At 64.7% G+C, this 19,217-nt stretch carries 18 protein-coding genes; 12 read left to right on the top strand and 6 right to left on the bottom strand.

Annotated features, from left to right (window positions below; translation table 11 throughout):
• Positions 1-25 precede the first annotated feature (25 nt).
• The 3 genes from AABA86_RS27430 to AABA86_RS27420 are packed head-to-tail and all read left to right on the top strand — an operon-like array spanning position 26 to position 3,097.
• Positions 26-1,090 (top strand): acyl-CoA dehydrogenase family protein, encoded by a 1,065-nt coding sequence (locus AABA86_RS27430; protein WP_212247009.1) that lies wholly within the window; start codon positions 26-28, stop codon positions 1,088-1,090.
• A gap of 16 nt (positions 1,091-1,106) precedes the next feature.
• A complete protein-coding gene (locus AABA86_RS27425) occupies positions 1,107-2,267 on the top strand; it encodes an acyl-CoA dehydrogenase family protein (protein ID WP_338309059.1) in 1,161 nt (386 codons plus the stop codon).
• A gap of 17 nt (positions 2,268-2,284) precedes the next feature.
• A complete protein-coding gene (locus tag AABA86_RS27420) occupies positions 2,285-3,097 on the top strand; it encodes an enoyl-CoA hydratase/isomerase family protein (RefSeq protein ID WP_338309058.1) in 813 nt (270 codons plus the stop codon).
• Positions 3,098-3,311: 214 nt separating this feature from the next.
• Here AABA86_RS27420 and AABA86_RS27415 read toward each other — a convergent pair whose 3' ends face one another.
• The 3 genes from AABA86_RS27415 to AABA86_RS27405 form a co-directional block, all read right to left on the bottom strand.
• Positions 3,312-4,061 (bottom strand): hypothetical protein, encoded by a 750-nt coding sequence (locus AABA86_RS27415; RefSeq protein WP_338309057.1) that lies wholly within the window; start codon positions 4,059-4,061, stop codon positions 3,312-3,314.
• A gap of 2 nt (positions 4,062-4,063) precedes the next feature.
• Positions 4,064-4,852 (bottom strand): enoyl-CoA hydratase, encoded by a 789-nt coding sequence (locus AABA86_RS27410; RefSeq protein ID WP_212247014.1) that lies wholly within the window; start codon positions 4,850-4,852, stop codon positions 4,064-4,066.
• Between the two features lie 136 nt (positions 4,853-4,988).
• Positions 4,989-6,197 carry an ABC transporter substrate-binding protein gene (locus tag AABA86_RS27405; protein ID WP_338309056.1) on the bottom strand — a complete coding sequence of 403 codons (1,209 nt, stop codon included), beginning with the start codon at positions 6,195-6,197 and terminating at the stop codon, positions 4,989-4,991.
• Positions 6,198-6,460: 263 nt separating this feature from the next.
• Here AABA86_RS27405 and AABA86_RS27400 point away from each other — a divergent pair, with 263 nt between their 5' ends.
• Positions 6,461-7,312, top strand: a complete 852-nt coding sequence (locus AABA86_RS27400; RefSeq protein WP_338309055.1) for a thermonuclease family protein — start codon at positions 6,461-6,463, stop codon at positions 7,310-7,312.
• A 134-nt stretch (positions 7,313-7,446) separates the two neighbouring features.
• Positions 7,447-8,838 carry a M48 family metalloprotease gene (locus AABA86_RS27395; protein WP_246550136.1) on the top strand — a complete coding sequence of 464 codons (1,392 nt, stop codon included), beginning with the start codon at positions 7,447-7,449 and terminating at the stop codon, positions 8,836-8,838.
• A 150-nt stretch (positions 8,839-8,988) separates the two neighbouring features.
• On the opposite strand, the gene AABA86_RS27390 is transcribed toward AABA86_RS27395, so the two are convergent.
• Entirely contained in the window at positions 8,989-10,332 is a 1,344-nt protein-coding gene (locus AABA86_RS27390; protein ID WP_338309054.1) for an MFS transporter, read from the bottom strand.
• Between the two features lie 180 nt (positions 10,333-10,512).
• On the opposite strand from AABA86_RS27390, the gene cyoA reads away from it, so the two are divergent.
• From cyoA to AABA86_RS27355, 7 genes are read left to right on the top strand one after another with little or no spacing between them, the layout of a single operon-like run.
• Positions 10,513-11,673, top strand: coding sequence for a ubiquinol oxidase subunit II (gene cyoA / locus AABA86_RS27385; protein WP_338309053.1), 1,161 nt, complete (start codon positions 10,513-10,515; stop codon positions 11,671-11,673).
• Positions 11,674-11,685: 12 nt separating this feature from the next.
• Positions 11,686-13,683 carry a cytochrome o ubiquinol oxidase subunit I gene (gene cyoB / locus AABA86_RS27380; protein ID WP_338309052.1) on the top strand — a complete coding sequence of 666 codons (1,998 nt, stop codon included), beginning with the start codon at positions 11,686-11,688 and terminating at the stop codon, positions 13,681-13,683.
• Positions 13,684-14,313, top strand: a complete 630-nt coding sequence (gene cyoC, locus AABA86_RS27375) for a cytochrome o ubiquinol oxidase subunit III (protein ID WP_097666919.1) — start codon at positions 13,684-13,686, stop codon at positions 14,311-14,313. It begins immediately after the preceding gene.
• A complete protein-coding gene (cyoD, locus tag AABA86_RS27370) occupies positions 14,310-14,690 on the top strand; it encodes a cytochrome o ubiquinol oxidase subunit IV (RefSeq protein ID WP_212247026.1) in 381 nt (126 codons plus the stop codon). Before cyoC ends, cyoD begins: the two co-directional genes overlap by 4 nt.
• Complete coding sequence (locus AABA86_RS27365; RefSeq protein WP_338309051.1) at positions 14,687-15,535, top strand: SURF1 family protein; 849 nt, start codon at positions 14,687-14,689, stop codon at positions 15,533-15,535. The genes cyoD and AABA86_RS27365 overlap by 4 nt, the downstream gene beginning before the upstream one ends.
• Positions 15,507-16,904, top strand: a complete 1,398-nt coding sequence (locus AABA86_RS27360) for an ATP-binding protein (protein ID WP_338309050.1) — start codon at positions 15,507-15,509, stop codon at positions 16,902-16,904. Before AABA86_RS27365 ends, AABA86_RS27360 begins: the two co-directional genes overlap by 29 nt.
• Positions 16,901-17,434, top strand: coding sequence for a response regulator transcription factor (locus AABA86_RS27355; RefSeq protein ID WP_212247032.1), 534 nt, complete (start codon positions 16,901-16,903; stop codon positions 17,432-17,434). The genes AABA86_RS27360 and AABA86_RS27355 overlap by 4 nt, the downstream gene beginning before the upstream one ends.
• A 214-nt stretch (positions 17,435-17,648) precedes the next feature.
• Here the strand turns inward: AABA86_RS27355 and AABA86_RS27350 are convergent, their stop codons facing one another.
• Together AABA86_RS27350 and fdxA are read right to left on the bottom strand one after the other, a co-directional pair.
• Positions 17,649-18,452 (bottom strand): CarD family transcriptional regulator, encoded by an 804-nt coding sequence (locus AABA86_RS27350; RefSeq protein ID WP_212247033.1) that lies wholly within the window; start codon positions 18,450-18,452, stop codon positions 17,649-17,651.
• 344 nt (positions 18,453-18,796) lie between these two features.
• Positions 18,797-19,135: a ferredoxin FdxA gene (gene fdxA, locus AABA86_RS27345; protein ID WP_011082989.1), complete on the bottom strand. Its 339-nt coding sequence runs from the start codon at positions 19,133-19,135 to the stop codon at positions 18,797-18,799.
• Between the last annotated feature and the right edge of the window lie 82 nt (positions 19,136-19,217).

Raw genomic sequence — 19,217 nt, 5'->3', positions numbered from 1 at the left:
CAACGGAAGAAGCACGGGGAGCGCTGTGGCGGAGAGTGACAACATCGTCGTCGAGACCGCGGAGAAGATCTTCGCCGATCTCGCCGATCCGCAAACCATCAACAACGACAAGAAGGATTCCTGGCAGGCGCCGCTGTGGCGGGCGCTGAGCGAAGCCGGCCTGCCATTGTCCTGGGTGCCCGATGATCTCGGCGGCTCCGGCGCGAGCCTGGCCGACGGCTTTGCGCTGTTGAACGCCGCCGGCCGTTTCGCCGTCGCGGTTCCGCTGGCGGAGACCATGCTGGCCGGCTGGCTGCTGGCGCAGGCGAAGATCGCATCCCCCGAGGGCGAGATGACGGTGCTGCCGGCCTCGCCGAAGGACCGCCTCACCCTCGATGCCGACGGTTCGCTCTCCGGCCGCGCCCGCGGCGTGCCCTTTGCCAAGGCGGCGAAGCACTTTGCGGTGCTGGCGCACGGCAAGGATGGTGTCTCGATCGCGCTGGTCGATGCCGGCAAGGTCCGGATCGAGTCCGGCCTCAATGTCGGCTACGACCACAGCGACACCGTGACGCTCGACAGGGTCCAACCCGTCACGCTCAAAGCCGCCCCGAAGGGCTTTGACCAGACCACGATGATGCTGATGGGCGGCGTTGCGCGCAGCCTGCAGATCGCGGGCGCACTGGAATCGATGCTCGACATCTCCGTGCGCTACTCCAACGAGCGCGTCGCCTTCGAGAAGAAGATCTCGAAATTCCAGGCCGTGCAGCACAATCTGGCGCGTCTCGCCGGCGAATCCGCCGCAGCGCTCGCAGCCGCAACGTCCGCTGCCGACGCCATCGCCAACGCAAAGTCGTTCGACGACGAGGTGTATCTCGAAGCCACCTCGGCGAAGATCCGCTGCGCGGAAGCGGCGGAAAAGGGCGGCGCCATCGCACATCAGGTGCACGGCGCAATCGGCTTCACGCTTGAGCACATCCTGCACCGCTATTCGCTGCGGGCGCTGGCCTGGCGCGACGATTTCGGCTCGGAGAGCCATTGGGCCGTCGAGCTCGGCAAGCTGGTCGCAAGCCGCGGCGCCGACGAATTGTGGCCGCTCGTGGCGTCGCGCTGATCCGGGAGAGAAACACATGACCGCTGCCCTCCGTTTCGATCCGATCCGCCTGCCCGAGAAGTGCGAGCAATTGCGCAAGGAAGTGCGCGCCTTCCTCGCCGAGGAAATCGCCGCCGGCACCTTCGATCCGCACAAGCCCAATCGCGAGGACACCGACGCGCCGGAATTTTCTCGCCGGGTCGGCGCCAAAGGCTGGCTCGGGATGACCTGGCCGAAGAAATATGGCGGCCAGGAGCGCTCTTTCCTCGAACGTTACGTCGTGACCGAGGAGATGCGCGTCGCCAACGCGCCGACGCGGCGTTTCTTCGTCGCCGACCGCCAGAGCGGGCCGGTGCTGATCAAATACGCGCCTGAACATATCAAGATGGAGATCCTGCCGCGGATCTGTCGCGGCGAGATCTGCTTTGCGATCGGCATGAGCGAGCCGAACTCCGGCTCCGACCTGTTCGCCGCGAAGACGCGCGCGACCAAGACCGACGGCGGCTATCTCATCAACGGCACCAAGATCTGGACCTCGTCGGCGCACATCGCCGACTACATGATCGCGATCTTCCGGACCTCGCCGCCGACCAAGGAAAATCGCCGCCACGGCCTGACCCAGTTCCTGGTCAAGATGAAGCAGCCGGGCATTCAGGTGAACCCGATCGGCCAGATCACCGGCCAGTACGAGTTCAACGAGGTCGTCTTCACCGATTTCTTCGTGCCTGACGATCACGTGCTCGGCGAGGTCGACGGCGCCTGGAAGCAGGCGACGAGCGAGCTGGCGTATGAGCGTTCGGGCCCCGAGCGTTTCCTCGAGACCTATTACGTGCTGACCGAGCTGGTTCGCGCGGTTGGCCCCAACCCGGATACGCGCAGCGCCGAAGGCATCGGCCGTCTCGTCGCGCAGCTCCACACCATGCGGCGCATGTCGGTCTCGGTGGCCGGCATGCTCGAGGCCGGCAAAGAGCCGGTGGTGGAGGCCTCCATCGTCAAGGACATCGGCACGGTCTGGGAGCAGCAGCTGCCCCACCGCGTCCGCGACCTTGCTGCTTTCGTCGAGGAGACCGCGACCAACCGCGAGACGCTGGAGCGGCAGCTCGATTTCGCCATCAAGACCGCACCGAAACTCACCATCCAGGGCGGCACCACCGAGGTGCTGCGCGGCATCATCGCCCGCGGACTTGGTTTGCGCTGATTTAATCGAGGATCATCATGACCACATACAAAGACATCGGCGTCGAGAAGGTCGGACACGTCGGCACCATCGAGATCCGCCGCCCGCCGCTGAACTTCTTCGACATTTCGCTGATCAACCAGATCGCGGACGCGCTCGACGAGTTCGACCGTGACATCGAGATCCGTGCCTCCGTTCTCTCGGCCCAGGGCAAGGCGTTCTGCGCCGGCGCAAACTTTGGCGATCCGGCGCGGCAGGCGCAGGAGGCGCGCGAGGCCGAGAAGAAGGGTGACCCCGCCGACAATCTCGGCCCGATCAACCATCTCTACATCCAGGCCGTGCGCATCTTCCGCGCCAAGAAGCCGATCGTCGCGGCCGTGCAGGGCGCCGCCATCGGCGGCGGATTGGGCCTCGCCGTCTCCGCCGATTTCCGCGTCACCTGCCCGGAAGCGCGTTTCTCCGCGAATTTCACGAAACTCGGCTTCCATCCCGGCTTCGGCCTGACGACGACGCTCCCGGAGCTGATCGGCAAGAACAACGCCGAGCTGATGTTCTACACCAGCCGCCGCGTCACCGGCGAAGAGGCCTACAAATGGGGCCTCGCCAACGAGCTGGTGCCGCAGGACCAGGTCAAGGCGGCCGCGATGAAGCTCGCCGGCGAGATCGCCGAATGCTCCCCGCTCGGCCTGCTCTCCACCCGCGCCACGATGCGCGCCGGATTGGCCGACCGCGTCATGGCTGCGACCAACCACGAGCTCGCCGAGCAGACACGGCTGCGCGCGACGGAGGATTTCAAGGAAGGCGTCAAGGCCACGGAAGAACGGCGCGCGGCGAATTTCAAGGGGAGGTAGCTTCGTATCACGTCAGCGTCGCGGCATCCTCCCCTGTCGTCCCTGCGAAAGCAGGGACCCATAACCACAGGAAGAGATTGTCGCGCAAAGCTGGGCACTACGAGTCTTCGCCAAACCACTCCCTGTGGCTATGGCGAGGAGCGCAAGTGCTCGCGCGGAGGTCCCGGATCTGCGCTTCGCTTGTCCGGGACGACGGCGGTAGGTGAGGCAACTCCTAAGCCACAAGCCGGAACGTCACCCCGCCAAGCAGGAACTCGTTCCCCGCCACCGCGAGCCCCCTGGCTTTCGCGGCATGCAGCACGCTCGCCCGATCCGCGACCCGAAACTCGAGCGCGCTCATGATCTCGCTGGCGCCCTTCACGAAGCGGAAGGTGGCGTTGGGCAGTTTCAGCTCGGCACCTTCAGGCGCAACACCGATGATCTTGCCCCAGTGCTCCGCCAGCCCCGCCGGATCAGGGCTCTGCATCTCCACGCCGGTGAGCGCCAGCGTCACATCCTTGCGGATGAATTTCTGCCAATCCGGGCCGGCCGGCGGATAAGCGCCCAGGATGTCATCGCTGCCGTCGGTGTGATTCAACTCGATGAAGGCGGCACGGCAGTCACGGGGGTGGAGCTGGACGCCGTGATAGGGCGCATGGTCGATGACGTTCGCGGTCCGCACGCCAAGCGCGTTGGCGTTGCGGCCACGCTCGTCGGGATCATTGCAGCAGAAGATCGCCATGTAGCCACCGCGGCCGCCGGTCTTCTCGATGAAGCGGCCGGCCGTGGTGCCGTCCTTGAAGGGCGCGACCACCTCCAGCAAAATCGTGTCGACCGGGAGCAGCGCGTTCTCCAGGCCGTATTTTGCGACATTGCCGTCGCGGTAGCAGACGGCGAGGCCCATGATCGCCGCGATGTCGGAGATCACGGGCGCGAGCTGCGGCGCGACCAGGCAGATCTGCCGCAACCGTAGATAGGGCGCCATGGTCAGGCGCCCCTGAAGGTCGGCTTGCGCTTCTCGACGAAGGCTTTTGCGGCCTCCTTGTGATCCTCGGTGTCGCTGCAGCGGGTGTGATGGATCGCCTCGCCGTCGAAGCAATCTTCCAGCGGCAGATGCTCGGCATTGTTGATGTTGCGCTTGATGAAGCCGAGCGCGATCGACGGCCCCTGCGCCAGTGACAGCGCGAGCTCATGCGCGGCGGCGTCGATCTCGGCATCGGGCACGACCTTGGTCACCATGCCGATCGCATGCGCTTCCCTGGCGGTGAGCACCGGCGACATCAGATAAAGCTCGCGCGCCCGCGCGCTGCCGAGCAGCTGGGTGAGGAAATAGGTGCCGCCGTAATCGCCGGAGAAGCCGACCTTGGCGAAGGCGGTGGTGATCTTGCAGGATTCGCTAGCGATGCGGAGATCGCAAGACAGCGCCATCGACAGGCCGGCGCCGGCCGCGGCACCATCGAGCTGCGCCACCACGGGCTTTGGCATCTGGTGCAGGATGCGCGAGACCTCCATGCCGCGGCGCAAATTCGCAAGCTTCTGCTCGAACGGCAGCGGGGCGCGGCCTGCCGCCATCGACTTGACGTCGCCGCCGACACAGAAGCTGCCGCCGGCGCCCTTGAACAGCACCGCGCGCACCTCCGGATCGTCAGCCGCACGGCGTGCGGCTTCGACCAGCCCTGCCACCATCTCGGGATTGAGCGCGTTCTTCCGCTCCGGGCGGTTCATCGTGATGGTGAGCAGCCCGCCTTCGAGCTTCTGCAGGACCATGTCGTTCATGGGGCGTCTCCCTTGTTGTTTCCTTCGTCATTCCGGGGCGCGCGAAGCGCGAGCCCGGAATCCATTTGTCGACGATCACTGCGGCCCGATGGATTCCGGGTTCGCGCTCATGCGCGCCCCGGGATGACGCTTCGCGTCACTTCTTCACCAGCGGGCAGCGCGACTGCTCCAGCGACTGGAACGCCTCGCTGCCGGGCACGGTGGCGAGCAGCTTGTAATCGTCCCAGCGGCCCTTCGATTCCGACGGCTTCTTCACCTCGAACAGATACATGTCGTGGATCATGCGGCCGTCCTCGCGGATCTTGCCACCCTTGGCGAAGAAGTCGTTGATCGGCGTCTCCTTCATCACCTTCATGACAGTCGCTGCATCGGTCGTGCCGGCCGCCTTCACCGCCTTCAGGTAATGGGTGACGGAGGAGTAGACGCCGGCCTGTGCCGAGGTCGGCGGCCGCTTCACGCGCTCCTGGAAGCGCTTCGAGAATGCGCGCGTGTCGTCGTTGAGATCCCAGTAGAAGGCTTCCGCGAGCAGCAGGCCCTGCGCGGTCTCCAGACCGATCGAGTCGATGTCGGTGACGAAGGCGAGCAGCGGCGAGACCTTCTGGCCGCCCTTGGTGATGCCGAACTCGGCCGCCTGCTTGATCGCGTTGACGGTGTCGCCACCGGCATTCGCAAGCCCGATCACCTTGGCCTTGGAGGCCTGGGCCTGCAGCAGGAAGGAGGAGAAGTCCGACGTGTTGAGCGGATGACGCACGCTGCCCAGCACCTTGCCGCCGGTCTTGATGACGACGGCACTGGTGTCCTTCTCCAGGTCCTGGCCGAAGGCGTAATCGGCGGTGAGGAAGAACCAGCTATCGAGGCCCGACTTCACGGCCGCAAGGCCGGTCACGTTGGCCTGGCCGTAGGTGTCGAACACGTAGTGGATGGTGTAGGGACCGCAGGCCTCGTTGGTGAGACGGATCGAGCCCGGGCCGTTGAAGATGACGATCTTGTTGCGCGCTTTGGCGATCTCGCCGGCCGCAAGCGCGGTCGCGGAAGCCGCGACGTCGTAAATCATCTCGACGCCCTGGTTGTCGAGCATGTCGCGGGCGATGTTGGCGGAGAGATCGGCCTTGTTTTGATGGTCGGCCGCGAGCACCTGGATCTTGCGCCCCAGCACCTCGCCGCCGAAATCCTCAACGGCCATCTTGGCCGCAGTCTCGCTGCCGGGACCGGTGATGTCGGCATAGAGGCTCGACATGTCGAGGATGCCGCCGATCTTCAGCGGTGGCTTGTCCTGGGCCTGCGCGGCGGCGCTCGCACTGAGGGCAAACGCGGCGGCAAAAATGCCCGACAAAATTGTCTTCATGGAAAAGATCTCCCTTATCGCGCCGTACTCTGATGGCGGCTTGGTTATTGCTCTTGGTTATTGCTGTTGCCGCAATCATGCCGCATGCGCAAGAGCGCAGCAAGCGCGAGCTGCGATGCGCGCAGGAATGCCGCGCATGTTTTCCGCAAAGCGGAATGGTGGAATGACGCAAAATGTTTCCGCGTCATTGCGAGCGCAGCGAAGCAATCCAGAGTCTTTCCGCGGAGACAGTCTGGATTGCTTCGTCGCAAGAGCTCCTCGCAATGACGGAGTATGACGAACCCTCTTCGCGGCCCACGACGCTTGAGTTATGGTTAGCAAGTAACACAACCTTTCCGGGTCACGTGGCGCAACGGCTTCACCTCATCATCGCAATCCTTCTCGTCGCGAGTCACACCGCGTCCGCCGCACCGTGCCAGTTCGAGTCGCAAGGCGAAGGCCGCGTCGTCGCCATCGTCGATGCCCGCAGCGTCCGTCTCGACGACGGCCGCGAAATCCGCCTCGCCGGAATCGAGCCGACGGCGACCACGAAGCAGGCGCTGGCTTCGCTGCTCGCTGGCCGCGACGTGACGCTTCGCGGCAGCGACGACACACCCGACCGCTACGGCCGCCAGGGCGCGCTGGTCTTCATCGGCGAAAGCGATACCCCGGTGCAGGCCATGCTGCTCGCCCAGGGCGACGCCATGGTCTCGGCCGAAATCACGGACAAGGACTGCGCGGCGGCCCTGATGACGTCGGAGGCCGAAGCGCGGCGCCAAAAAAAGGGCAGCTGGGCTGACCCGTCGGCCATAAAAAACGCGGAAAGTCCGGACGATATTTTGGCGGGGATCGGGCGCTTTGTGGTGGTCGAGGGTAAAGTCCTGTCGGTCCGGCAAGCTGGGGCAATGACCTACCTCAACTTCGGACGGAACTGGACACGTGGCTTTGCCGCGACTATTTCAAAGCGCACGCTACCGGCGTTCGAAAGCGCTGGAATCACCCTTAAGTCCATGGAAAGTAAGCGTATTCGCGTCCGGGGCTGGGTCGAGGGGAGTACGGGACCGCGGATCGATGTGCGGCTCGTGGGGCAGGTCGAGTTGCTGGGCGCAAACGAGCCGACAGGGGTACGGCCTTAAATCAGGCCAGGCACGGGTTAAGCGACGTGAATGGGGTGCTAGAACGGCACGTACGGAATGAGGGCCGCCGCCTGCGGGCTGCGCCGGCCGCGCTATGCCTCGTGCTGGGCACGGCGCTGGCGGGCTGCGGCGATATGGGCCGATTCCAGACCGCGGCCGTCCCGGCGACCGTCGCGATGCCGAAGCCGAAGCCGGCCGTCGCACAGACCCCCGCCACCGAGAAGGAGCACGAGCGCATCCTGGCGAGCTATGGCGGCACGTATGACGATCCCAGGCTCGAATCACTCGTCACCAAGACCGTCGACCGGCTGGTCGCGGCCTCCGACCGTCCCGATCAGGGCTACAAGGTCACCATCCTCAATTCCGGCGCGGTGAACGCCTTCGCGCTGCCGAACGGCCAGCTCTATGTCACCCGCGGACTTCTCGCGCTCGCCAGCGACACCTCGGAATTGTCCTCCGTGCTCAGCCACGAGATGGCGCATGTGCTGTCCAAGCACGCCGCGATGCGCGAGGACCAGGCGCGCCAGGCCGCGATCGTCACCCGCGTCGTCACCGACATGAGCAACGACCCCGACCTCACCGCTCTCGCGCTGGCCAAGACCAAGCTCACCATGGCGAGCTTTTCGCGCAAGCAGGAGTTCGAGGCTGACGGCATCGGCGTCGGCATCTCCGCCAAGGCGCATTTCGACCCTTATGGTGCGGCGCGCTTCCTCTCGGCGATGGAGCGCAATGCCGAGCTGAAGGCCGGCAAGAGCTCGCTCGATCCGCGCGCGCAGGATTTCACCTCGTCGCATCCGGCGACCCCGGAGCGCGTGCAGAACGCGCAAACCATTGCGCGGCAATATACTGCGCCTGAAGGCGCCGAGCGCGATCGCGAGACTTATCTCGCGGCGATCGACAACCTCGTCTACGGCGAAGACCCCAGCGAAGGTTTTGTCCGCGGCCGCCGCTTCCTGCATCCGAAGCTGGGCTTCACCTTCCAGGCGCCGGACAATTTCACGCTCGACAACACCGCCCAGGCCGTGATCGGCGTGCGCGAGGGCGGCGCACAGGCGATGCGTTTCGACGTGGTGCGGGTGCCGGCCGAGCAGTCGCTCGGCGACTACCTCAATTCCGGCTGGATGGAGGGCGTCGAGAAGGCCTCCACCGAAGACATCACCATCAACGGCTTTCCGGCCGCCTCCGCCGCCGCCAAGGGCGACCAGTGGCAGTTCAAGGTCTACGCGCTGCGCTTCGGCAGCGACGTCTATCGCTTCATCTTTGCGACACGGCAGAAGTCGACCGAGAGCGAGCGCAACGCGCGCGAGACCGTCAATTCATTCCGCCGCCTGACGCTGGACGAGATCCAGGCCGCCCGTCCGCTCCGCATCAAGGTCATCACCGTGCAGCCCGGCGACACCGTGGAATCGCTCTCCCACCGCATGGCCGGCGTCGATCATCCCGCCGAGCGTTTTCGCGTGCTGAACGGCCTCGATCGCACCGCGCAGGTAAAGGTGCGCGATCGCGTGAAGATCGTGGCGGATTGACGTGCGCTAAGCGCGTCATCCCGGGGCACGCTCAGCGTGAACCCGAATCGCGCTCTTGTAGGGTGGGTTAGCCGAAGGCGTAACCCACCGCGCATCGGCACATGCGGAACGAAGTTGGTGGGTTACGCTTCGCTAACCCACCCTACGAAACTAGCGCTTGGTCTCCGGCGTCCCCGCGTCCATGTCCCCGGCCTCACGCTGGCCGCTGAGCCAGAGCGCAAGCAACGTCCAGAACGCACCGGACAACAGATACGCGCCCGAAGCGATGACGCCGAGATTGGTGGCGAGCAGCAATGCGACCAGCGGCGCGAAGCCGGCGCCGAACAGCCAGGCCATGTCGGAGGTCAGCGCGGACGCCGTGTAGCGATAGGCCTGCTTGAAGTTCGAGGCGATCGCGCCCGAGGACTGGCCGAACGACAAGCCGAGCAGGATGAAGCCGATCACCATGTAGATGGTCTCGCCGAACGCGCCGGCATCGAGCAGCTGCGGGGCAAAGCCGCTATAGATCGCGATCGCGATCGCCGATCCCATCAGCAGCGACTTGCGGCCGACACGGTCGGCGATGATGCCGGACATCACGATCGCGCCGACACCGAACACGGCGGCGACGATCTCGATGATCAAAAAGCGCACCGGGCTTTCGCGGGTGAACAGGAACACCCAGGACAGCGGAAACACCGTGACCATGTGGAACAGCGCGAAGCTCGCGAGCGGCGCGAACGCCCCCAACATGATGTTCTGGCCTTCGCTCGCGACGGTGTCGGAGATGCGCGCGGGCTGAAGCTCGCGGGTCTCGAACAGCGAGGCATATTCCTCCGTCGTCACCATGCGCAGGCGCGCAAACAGCGCCACGACGTTGATGGCAAACGCGACGAAGAACGGATAGCGCCAACCCCAATCGAAGAAATCGTCGGCCGAGAGGTTGCCGGCGAAATAGGCGAACAGCGCGCTCGCCACGATCAGCCCGAGCGGAGCGCCGAGCTGCGGCACCATCGCGTACCAGCCGCGCTTGGAGGGCGGCGCGTTCAGCGCCAGCAGCGAAGCCATGCCGTCCCAGGCGCCGCCCCAGGCCAGACCCTGCGCGATGCGCGCCAGAGCCAGCAGCCAGATCGCGGCAACGCCGATGTCGTGATAGCCGGGCAGGAACGCGAGCGCGACCGTGGCGGTGCCGAGCAGGAACAGCGCCGAGATCAGCTTGGCGGTCTTGCCGTAGGCGCGGTCCACCGTCATGAAAATGACGGTGCCGATCGGACGGGCCATGAAGGCCAGCGCGAAGATCATGAAGGAATAGAGCGTGCCGGTCAGCTCGCTCGCGAATGGGAACACCAGGCGCGGGAACACGATCACCGAGGCGATCGCGAAGACGAAGAAGTCGAAGAATTCCGAGGTGCGGCCGATGATGACGCCGATGGCGATCTCGCCGGGACTGGCCTGGTCGTGGCCGTGCTCACCCGAGTGGAGGTCTGCCATTGCAGGGGTCTGTGCCGTCGCCATTCGTGCGCCCTTAACGTCCTGAAAACCAAAGCCGACCGCCCGGCGGGCGCCGGGCAATCTGGCCTTCTCTGGCCCAACATTCCGCACTGCAACATTGGACAAATTGTCCAATGTCCGGATTGCTGCGCCGCAGCTACCCGTTGGCCCCGCAAAAGAAACTCATTCTCAAAGGCTCGGCCCGTGTCTCGTCTCAAGATCCTGGCGCTACTACCTCTGGCTGCCGCGCTCAGCGGCTGCGACTACGTCGTGCTGGCGCCAGCCGGCGATATCGCTGCCCAGCAGCGCGACCTCGTCATCATCTCCACCGTCCTGATGCTTCTGATCGTCGTTCCCGTGATGGCGCTGACGGTGCTGTTCGCCTGGCGCTATCGCCAGTCCAACACGGCCGCTCGCTACGAGCCGGAATGGGACCACTCGACCAAGCTCGAGCTGGTGATCTGGTCGGCACCGCTGCTGATCATCGTCTGCCTGGGCGCGCTGACCTGGATGGGCACGCATCTGCTCGACCCCTATCGCACGCTCGGCCGCATCCATGCCGACCGCGCCGTGGATCAGTCCAAGGACCCACTCGAGGTCGACGTCGTCGCGCTCGACTGGAAGTGGCTCTTCATCTATCCGGACTACGGCATCGCCACCGTCAACGAGCTCGCAGCTCCGGTCGACCGTCCGATCAAATTCCGCATCACCGCGTCCTCGGTGATGAACTCGTTCTACATCCCCGCGCTCGCCGGCCAGATCTACGCGATGCCGGGCATGGAGACGAAGCTCCACGCCGTCGTCAACCACGCTGGCACGTACAAGGGCTTCTCGGCGAACTACAGCGGCGCCGGCTTCTCCGGCATGCACTTCAACTTTAGGGGACTCGACGACAAGGGTTTTGACGCCTGGATCGCCAGCGCCAAGTCGGCCGGCGGGTCGCTCGGCCGCGCCGAATATCTCCAGCTCGAAAAGCCCAGCCAGAACGAGCCGGTGCGCCGCTACGGCACGATCGACTCCGATCTCTACCGTCTGATCCTCAACATGTGCGTCGAGACCGGCAAGATGTGCCAGAGCGAGATGATGGCGATCGACGCCAAGGGCGGCAACGGCCATGAGGGCCTGAACAACACCCTGCCGCTCACTTACGACAAGTACGCCCGCCGCGGCACCCCGCTCGGGCCGGAGCCGACCTTCGTGGCCGGCACCTGCACGCCCGATGCGCCGCAGGGCAAGACCACGGCGTCCATCCTGGCTCCCGTCGACACGGCGCCGCTGCTCGGCGCCGGCCTGAAGCGGCCGAGCTTCGCGCCGCTCGAGTCCTCGTCCTTCTTCCTCGGACTGCGTCCGAAGTCAGACTCCTAAAGAGATCCCCGCATGTCTCCTGATCTTCTCAAGCTCATCTTCGGCCGGCTCGGCTTCGAATCGCTGCCGCTGCACGAGCCGATCGTCGTTGGCACTTTCGCCGTTGTCGCGCTCGGCGGCGCCGCCCTGCTCGGCGGTCTCACCTATTTCCGCCTCTGGGGCTATCTCTGGCGCGAATGGTTCACCACCGTCGACCACAAGCGCATCGGCATCATGTACATGATCCTCGGCATCGTGATGCTGCTGCGGGGCTTTGCCGATGCGCTGATGATGCGCGGCCAGCAGATGCTCGCGTTTGGCGGCTCCGAAGGTTATCTCAACGCCCATCATTACGATCAGGTCTTCACCGCCCACGGCGTGATCATGATCTTCTTCGTGGCCATGCCGCTGGTCACGGGCCTGATGAACTACGTCGTGCCGCTCCAGATCGGTGCGCGCGACGTGTCGTTCCCGTTCCTGAACAATTTCAGCTTCTGGATGACGGTCGGCGGCGCGGTGCTGGTGATGGCCTCGCTGTTCATCGGCGAATTCGCCCGCACCGGCTGGCTGGCTTATCCGCCGCTGTCGAACATCGGCTACAGTCCTGACGTCGGCGTCGACTATTACATCTGGGCGCTGCAGGTCGCCGGCGTCGGAACGACGTTGTCAGGCATCAACCTGATCTGCACCATCGTCAAGCTGCGCTGTCCCGGCATGACCATGATGAAGATGCCCGTCTTCACCTGGACCTCGCTCTGCACCAACGTCCTCATCGTCGCCTCCTTCCCCGTCCTGACCGTCGTGCTCGCGCTGCTCTCGCTCGACCGCTACGTCGGCACCAACTTCTTCACGAACGATTTCGGCGGCAGCCCGATGATGTACGTGAACCTGATCTGGATCTGGGGCCATCCCGAGGTCTACATCTTGGTTCTCCCGGCGTTCGGCATCTTCTCGGAGGTGACCTCGACTTTCTCCGGCAAGCGGCTGTTCGGCTACACCTCGATGGTCTACGCCACGGTCGTCATCACCATCCTGTCGTACCTGGTGTGGCTGCACCATTTCTTCACGATGGGCTCGGGCGCCAGCGTCAACTCGTTCTTCGGCATCACCACGATGATCATCTCGATCCCGACGGGCGCGAAGATGTTCAACTGGCTGTTCACGATGTATCGCGGCCGCATCCGCTACGAGCTGCCGATGATGTGGACGATCGCCTTCATGCTGACCTTCGTGGTCGGCGGCATGACCGGCGTGTTGCTGGCGGTGCCGCCGGCCGACTTCGTGCTGCACAACAGCCTGTTCCTGATCGCGCACTTCCACAACGTGATCATCGGCGGCGTGGTGTTCGGTGCCTTCGCCGGCATCTCCTACTGGTTCCCGAAAGCGTTCGGCTTCAAGCTCGATCCGTTCTGGGGCAAGATGTCGTTCTGGTTCTGGGTCACCGGCTTCTACCTCGCCTTCATGCCACTCTACGTGCTCGGCCTGATGGGCGTGACCCGCCGCCTGCGCGTGTTCGACGACCCGTCCTTGCAGATCTGGTTCGTCATCGCCGCGATCGGGGCCTTCCTCGTCCTGCTCGGCATCGTCTGCATGCTGGTTCAGTTCGCGGTCAGCTTCCTCAGGCGCGAGCAGCTCAAGGACGTCACCGGCGATCCCTGGGACGCGCGCACGCTGGAATGGGCGACCTCCTCGCCGCCGCCGGACTACAACTTCGCCTTCACCCCCGTCGTTCACGACAATGACGCGTGGTGGGACATGAAGAAGCGCGGCTACCAGCGTCCGCTCACCGGGTTCAGGCCGATCCACATGCCCAGCAGCACCGGCACCGGCATCATCCTTGCCGGCCTCGCCACCGCGATGGGATTCGGCCTGATCTGGTACATCTGGTGGCTGGCCGCCGTGAGTTTCGCCGGGCTGCTCGTGGTCGGCATCGGTCACACCTTCAACTATCACCGCGACTTCGACATTCCGGCTGAAGACGTCATCCGGGCCGAGGACGCGCGCACCAAACTGCTCGCCGGAGCCAAGTAAATGACTGTCGCTGTCAATCCCTCCCAGACCGGCGAGCCGGTCTTCTACCTCGCCGACGAGCATCCGCATCCGGAAGGCTGGAGCACCTCGCTCGGCTTCTGGATCTACCTGATGAGCGACTGTCTCATCTTCGCGATCCTGTTCGCCACCTTCGGCGTGCTCGGCGGCAATTACGCCGCCGGACCGGCGCCGAAGGACCTGTTCGACCTGAACCTGGTCGCGGTGAACACCTCGATGCTGCTGCTGTCGTCGATCACGTATGGTTTTGCGATGCTGACGATGCAGCAGAACAAGGTCGCGCAGACGCAAGTCTGGCTGGCGATCACCGGCCTGTTCGGTCTCGCCTTCATCGGCATCGAGCTCACCGAGTTCGCCCACATGATCCATGAAGGCGCCACGCCCCAGCGCAGCGCCTTCCTGTCGGCGTTCTTCACCCTGGTCGGCACCCACGGACTTCATGTCTCCTGCGGCCTGATCTGGCTGGTGACGCTGATGGTGCAGGTCCAGAAGTTCGGCCTGATCGAAGCCAACCGCCGCCGCCTGATGTGCCTGTCGATGTTCTGGCACTTCCTCGACGTGGTCTGGATCGGCGTCTTCACCTTCGTCTATCTCCTGGGAGTTCTGCGATGAACACCGATACCCATGCCGCCCATGCGGACGATCATCACCACGAAGGCGGCCACGCCCACGGCACGTTCTCGACCTATCTCCTCGGCTTCGTGCTCTCGGTCGTGCTCACCGCGATCCCGTTCTGGCTGGTGATGAGCGGCGCGCTGCCGAGCAAGCAGATCACCGCGCTCGTCATCATGGCCTTCGCGGTCGTGCAGATCGTCGTGCACATGATCTACTTCCTGCACATGAACACGACGTCCGAGAACGGCTGGAGCATGATGGCGCTGATCTTCACCATCGTGATGGTGGTGATCGCGCTGTCGGGTTCGCTGTGGGTGATGAGCCACCTCAACAGCAACATGATGCCGATGCACCAGATGAGCGGAATGAAGTGAGCGAGATCAGGACCGTGACAAGCAAGGCGAGCGGCGCGCACGGCAAGGCTGCGCGTCCCTCCCTGTGGCTCACGGTCCTCTCGCTGACGGCCTTTGTTCTCCTGATCGCGCTCGGCGTCTGGCAGATCGAGCGCCGCGCCTGGAAGCTGGCGCTGATCGACCGCGTCGAGCAGCGCGTCCACGCCCCGGCCCAGCCGATCCCCTCGCCCGCTTCATGGCCCACCGTCTCCGCCGCAAACGACGAATACAGGCATGTCAGCCTCACCGGCCGCTTCCTCCACGATCGTGAAACGCTGGTCCAGGCCGTCACCGAGGAAGGCCCGGGCTATTGGGTACTGACGCCGCTTCTGCGCAGCGACGGCACACAGATCCTGGTCAATCGCGGCTTCGTGCCGTCGGAGCGGCGTGACGCATCGACGCGCCGGGACGGCAATCCGGACGGCCAGGTCGAGATCACCGGCCTGCTCCGCATCACGGAGCCGAAAGGCGGATTCCTCCGGAACAACGTGCCCCAGCACAACCGCTGGTATTCGCGCGATGTCGCCGAGATCGCGGCGGCCCGCGGTCTGCACGATGTCGCGCCTTTCTTCGTCGATGCCGATGCCGGATCACAATCCGGCGGCGGTCCCATCGGCGGATTGACCGTGGTTCGCTTTCCCAATAACCACCTGATCTACGCGCTGACGTGGTTCGCCCTGGCTTTCATGCTGGCGGGTAAACTCTTCGTCACATTCGGCGGCGGGCTGTTCCGCCGCAAACGCTTCGTCCACGAAACGGCTGGCGGCTCCGATGCCCTCGCCCGCAGGACGGGATCAGATGCTGGAACGATCGTCGAACAGGCCTGACGACGGGAAGACGCTTTCCCAAACACTTGCGCATGACGGGCTGGCCGTCACGCTGCAATCGCAGGCCGACGCGCGCAGCGAGCTGATCGGTGCAGCGCCGACCGACGACGGGACCAACCGCAAGAACATGGCGCTGCTGATCCAGCTGCGCTGGACCGCGGTGGTCGGCCAGATCGTGACCATCGGCGGCGTGCATTTCTGGCTCGGCATTCCCCTGCCGCTGGAGCGGATGGGCGCGGTGATCGGCGCGCTGGTGCTGCTCAACGTTTCCAGCCTGGTCTGGGTGCGCCATCGCGCCGCGATCACCAACAACGAGCTGCTGGTCGCCTTGATGCTGGACGTCGCCGCGCTGACCGCGCAGCTCTACCTCTCCGGCGGCGCCACCAATCCCTTCACCTCGCTGTTCCTGCTGCAGGTGACGCTCGGCGCGGTGCTGCTCGATGCCCGCTCGACATGGTCGCTGGTCGCGCTGACCTGCGCGAGTTTCGTCTGGCTGACGCTGGCATACCGCCCGCTGGACCTGCCGCCCAACCCATTGAGCGAGACTTACACGCTCACGGTCGCCGGCATGCTCTTGGGTTTCGTGCTCAACGCGGTGCTGCTGGTGGTGTTCGTCACCCGCATCAATCGAAACCTGAGGGAGCGCGACGCGCATCTGGCGGCGCTGCGCCAGCATGCCGCCGAGCAGGATCACATCGTCCGCATGGGCCTGCTCGCCTCCGGCGCGGCCCATGAGCTCGGCACACCGCTCGCCTCGCTCTCGGTCATCCTCAGCGATTGGCGCCGCATGCCCGATCTTGCCGCCGACCAGGAGCTCGCCGAGGACCTCGCGGAGATGGAGACCTCGCTGCAACGCTGCAAGTCGATCGTGACGGGAATCCTGGTCTCGGCGGGCGAAGCACGCGGCGAAGGCTCATCGCCGACGACGGTGACGGCCTTCGTGACCGCCCTGGTCGACGAGTGGCGCGACGCGCGCTCGGCGCGGACGCTCTACTTCGTCAATACGTTCGGCGCCGACGTCGCCATCGTCTCCGACATCGCGCTGAAGCAGGTGATCTTCAACGTGCTCGACAACGCCTATGAGGTCTCGCGGGAATGGGTCGAGCTCGTCGCCGAGCGCGAGGGCGACAATCTCGTGCTGTCGATCAGCGATCGCGGCCCGGGCTTTGCGCCGGAGATGCTGGCGCAGCTCGGAAAACCCTATCACTCCAGCAAGGGCCGCGCCGGCGGCGGGCTCGGGCTGTTCCTGGTGGTGAACGTCGTGCGCAAGCTCGGAGGCACCGTGACCGCCGAGAACCACAGGAAGCGCGGCGCCACCGTCCGCCTCACGCTGCCGCTCGCAACGCTGGCGATCGGGGGGGAATTTTGACGCCTGACCGTTCGCTCATCGTCGTCGAGGACGATGCCGGCTTTGCGCGCACGCTGAAGCGCTCGTTCGAGCGCCGCGGCTATGATGTCGTGCTCGCCGCCTCGATCGAGGACGTGCGGAGCGTGCTGGAGGAGCGCTCCTTCGGCCACGCCGTCGTCGACCTCAAGCTCGGCGGCGCCTCGGGCCTTGCCTGCGTCGAGCTCTTGCACACGCATGATCCTGATATGCTGATCGTGGTGCTGACCGGCTTTGCCAGCATCTCTACCGCCGTGGAGGCGATCAAGCTCGGCGCCTGCCACTATCTCGCAAAGCCCTCGAACACCGACGACATCGAAGCCGCCTTCAACAAGGCCGAAGGCAATGCCGAAGTCGCACTCGATGCGCGGCCGACCTCGATCAAGACGCTGGAATGGGAGCGCATCCACCAGACCCTGATCGAGACGGACTTTAACATCTCGGAAGCGGCGAGAAGGCTCGGGATGCACCGTAGGACGCTGGCGCGGAAGCTCGAGAAGCGGCCGGTGAAGTAGGCCTTCACCAAGGTCTCACCGCCGTCATTCCGGGGCGTGCGGAGCACGAGCCCGGAATCCATCAGGCGCAGAGACGGTGGTTGAATGGATTCTCGGGTGCGCAATTGCGCACCGTAGCTCTCGCTTCGCGAGCCCCGGAATGACGGCTACGACCCCAAACAAAAAGCCCGGCCAACCGGCCGGGCTTTTGATTGCTTGCGCAGAACGAAGCTGCTTACGCGGCCTCGTCGGCGACGGTGGTGTCGTCGCCATCGGTATCGTCGGCCTCGCCCTCGGCATCCGCCTCGCCCTCGGCGGCTTCCGCCTTGGCGTTGCGGCGCGGGCTCTTGGCGAGCTGGGCCTCGATCTCCTTGACCGCTTCGGTCTCGGTCGAGTGCTGCACCACCGCGATCTCGCGGGAGAGACGATCGAGCGCCGCTTCATAGAGCTGGCGTTCGCTGTAGGACTGCTCCGGCTGCGACTCCGAGCGATAGAGGTCGCGCACGACTTCCGCGATCGCGACGATGTCGCCCGAATTGATCTTCGCTTCGTATTCCTGGGCGCGGCGCGACCACATGGTCCGCTTGACGCGGGCGCGGCCCTTGAGCGTCTCCAGCGCCTTCTTCACCAGCGCCGGCTCGGACAGCTTGCGCATGCCGACATTGGCGACCTTGGCGGTCGGCACGCGCAGCGTCATCTTGTCCTTGATGAAGTTGATGACGAACAGCTCGAGCTTCGCGCCGGCGATCTCCTGCTCCTCGATCGCCAGGATCTGGCCGACGCCGTGAGCGGGATAGACGACGAATTCATTGGCCTTGAAGCCCTGACGCTGGGTCACGACCTTCTTTTCCTCGACCTTCGGCGCGGGTGCAGCGGCCTTCACAGCAGGCTTGGCGGCAGCGACGGGAGCCTTGGCAGGAGCAGCAACGGGAGCCTTCGACGCGGCGGGCTTGGCAGCGGGAGCCTTGGCAGCGACAGGCTTGGCAGCAGGCTTGGCAACGGTCGCTTTCGCGGCCGGTTTGGCAGTCTTGTTAGGCATTGCGCTTCTTTTGTTCTTCGAGGACTTTGCAGCCGGCGCCTTCGTCGCGGTCCGACCCTTGGATGCGCTACGGCTGGCCGCGGCGACTTTTTTGGCCTCCTTATGGGAAGCCCTCGCTGAAGTACTCTTTTTACGCGTTTTCTGTGACACAGCCTGCGCGCGGAAACTGCCACGCCCCTGTTCGACATTTGGTTTCACGGGAACCCAGCGGGGCCAACGGGGCTGACAGGGTTCGGCTTAATGTGCCCAATATAGCACATTTCCCGCAAAAATCAATGATTTAGGGGTCTTCAGGGCTGGTTTTCGGCGGCGGCGCCGCTATTAGGGTTAAGTTTAGGCCCGATTCAGTCGCCGGAGCCGGGGTTCGGAGAAAAATATTTCTCGAACTTGCCTTCCATGCCGTCGAATTCCTTGGCGTCGGCAGGTGATTCTTTCTTCTGGGTGATGTTCGGCCAGCTCTTGGCGTAGTCGGCGTTGACCGAAAGCCACTTTTCCAGCCCCGGTTCCGTATCCGGCTTGATGGCGTCGGCGGGGCATTCCGGCTCGCACACGCCGCAATCGATGCACTCGTCCGGGTGGATGACGAGCATGTTGTCACCCTCGTAGAAGCAGTCGACCGGGCAGACCTCGACGCAGTCGGTGTACTTGCACTTGATGCAGTTTTCAGTGACGACGTAAGTCATCCAACGCTCCGAAAAGCTCTTTTAAAAGTCGGGGCTTGCGTAGCGCGGATGGCCGGGCGCCGCAAGGTCGGGAAAGCTCGAT

The organism is Bradyrhizobium sp. TM233, from assembly GCF_036247965.1.
Classification (GTDB): domain Bacteria; phylum Pseudomonadota; class Alphaproteobacteria; order Rhizobiales; family Xanthobacteraceae; genus Bradyrhizobium; species Bradyrhizobium ottawaense.
The sequence above is the reverse complement of the archived record's forward strand: the minus strand, read 5'-3'. Positions and strand labels throughout refer to the sequence as shown.

Bases quoted from the DNA above. Each gene is read 5' to 3' on its own strand.
- AABA86_RS27395 (WP_246550136.1), top strand. From the start codon at position 7,447: ATGGGCCGATTCCAGACCGCGGCCGTCCCGGCGACCGTCGCGATGCCG.
- AABA86_RS27405 (WP_338309056.1), bottom strand. From the start codon at position 6,197: ATGAAGACAATTTTGTCGGGCATTTTTGCCGCCGCGTTTGCCCTCAGT.
- AABA86_RS27350 (WP_212247033.1), bottom strand. From the start codon at position 18,452: ATGCCTAACAAGACTGCCAAACCGGCCGCGAAAGCGACCGTTGCCAAG.
- AABA86_RS27410 (WP_212247014.1), bottom strand. From the start codon at position 4,852: ATGAACGACATGGTCCTGCAGAAGCTCGAAGGCGGGCTGCTCACCATC.
- fdxA (WP_011082989.1), bottom strand. From the start codon at position 19,135: ATGACTTACGTCGTCACTGAAAACTGCATCAAGTGCAAGTACACCGAC.
- AABA86_RS27360 (WP_338309050.1), top strand. From the start codon at position 15,507: ATGCTGGAACGATCGTCGAACAGGCCTGACGACGGGAAGACGCTTTCC.
- cyoD (WP_212247026.1), top strand. From the start codon at position 14,310: ATGAACACCGATACCCATGCCGCCCATGCGGACGATCATCACCACGAA.
- cyoB (WP_338309052.1), top strand. From the start codon at position 11,686: ATGTCTCCTGATCTTCTCAAGCTCATCTTCGGCCGGCTCGGCTTCGAA.
- cyoC (WP_097666919.1), top strand. From the start codon at position 13,684: ATGACTGTCGCTGTCAATCCCTCCCAGACCGGCGAGCCGGTCTTCTAC.
- AABA86_RS27390 (WP_338309054.1), bottom strand. From the start codon at position 10,332: ATGGCGACGGCACAGACCCCTGCAATGGCAGACCTCCACTCGGGTGAG.
- AABA86_RS27420 (WP_338309058.1), top strand. From the start codon at position 2,285: ATGACCACATACAAAGACATCGGCGTCGAGAAGGTCGGACACGTCGGC.
- AABA86_RS27400 (WP_338309055.1), top strand. From the start codon at position 6,461: ATGACGGAGTATGACGAACCCTCTTCGCGGCCCACGACGCTTGAGTTA.
- AABA86_RS27415 (WP_338309057.1), bottom strand. From the start codon at position 4,061: ATGGCGCCCTATCTACGGTTGCGGCAGATCTGCCTGGTCGCGCCGCAG.
- AABA86_RS27425 (WP_338309059.1), top strand. From the start codon at position 1,107: ATGACCGCTGCCCTCCGTTTCGATCCGATCCGCCTGCCCGAGAAGTGC.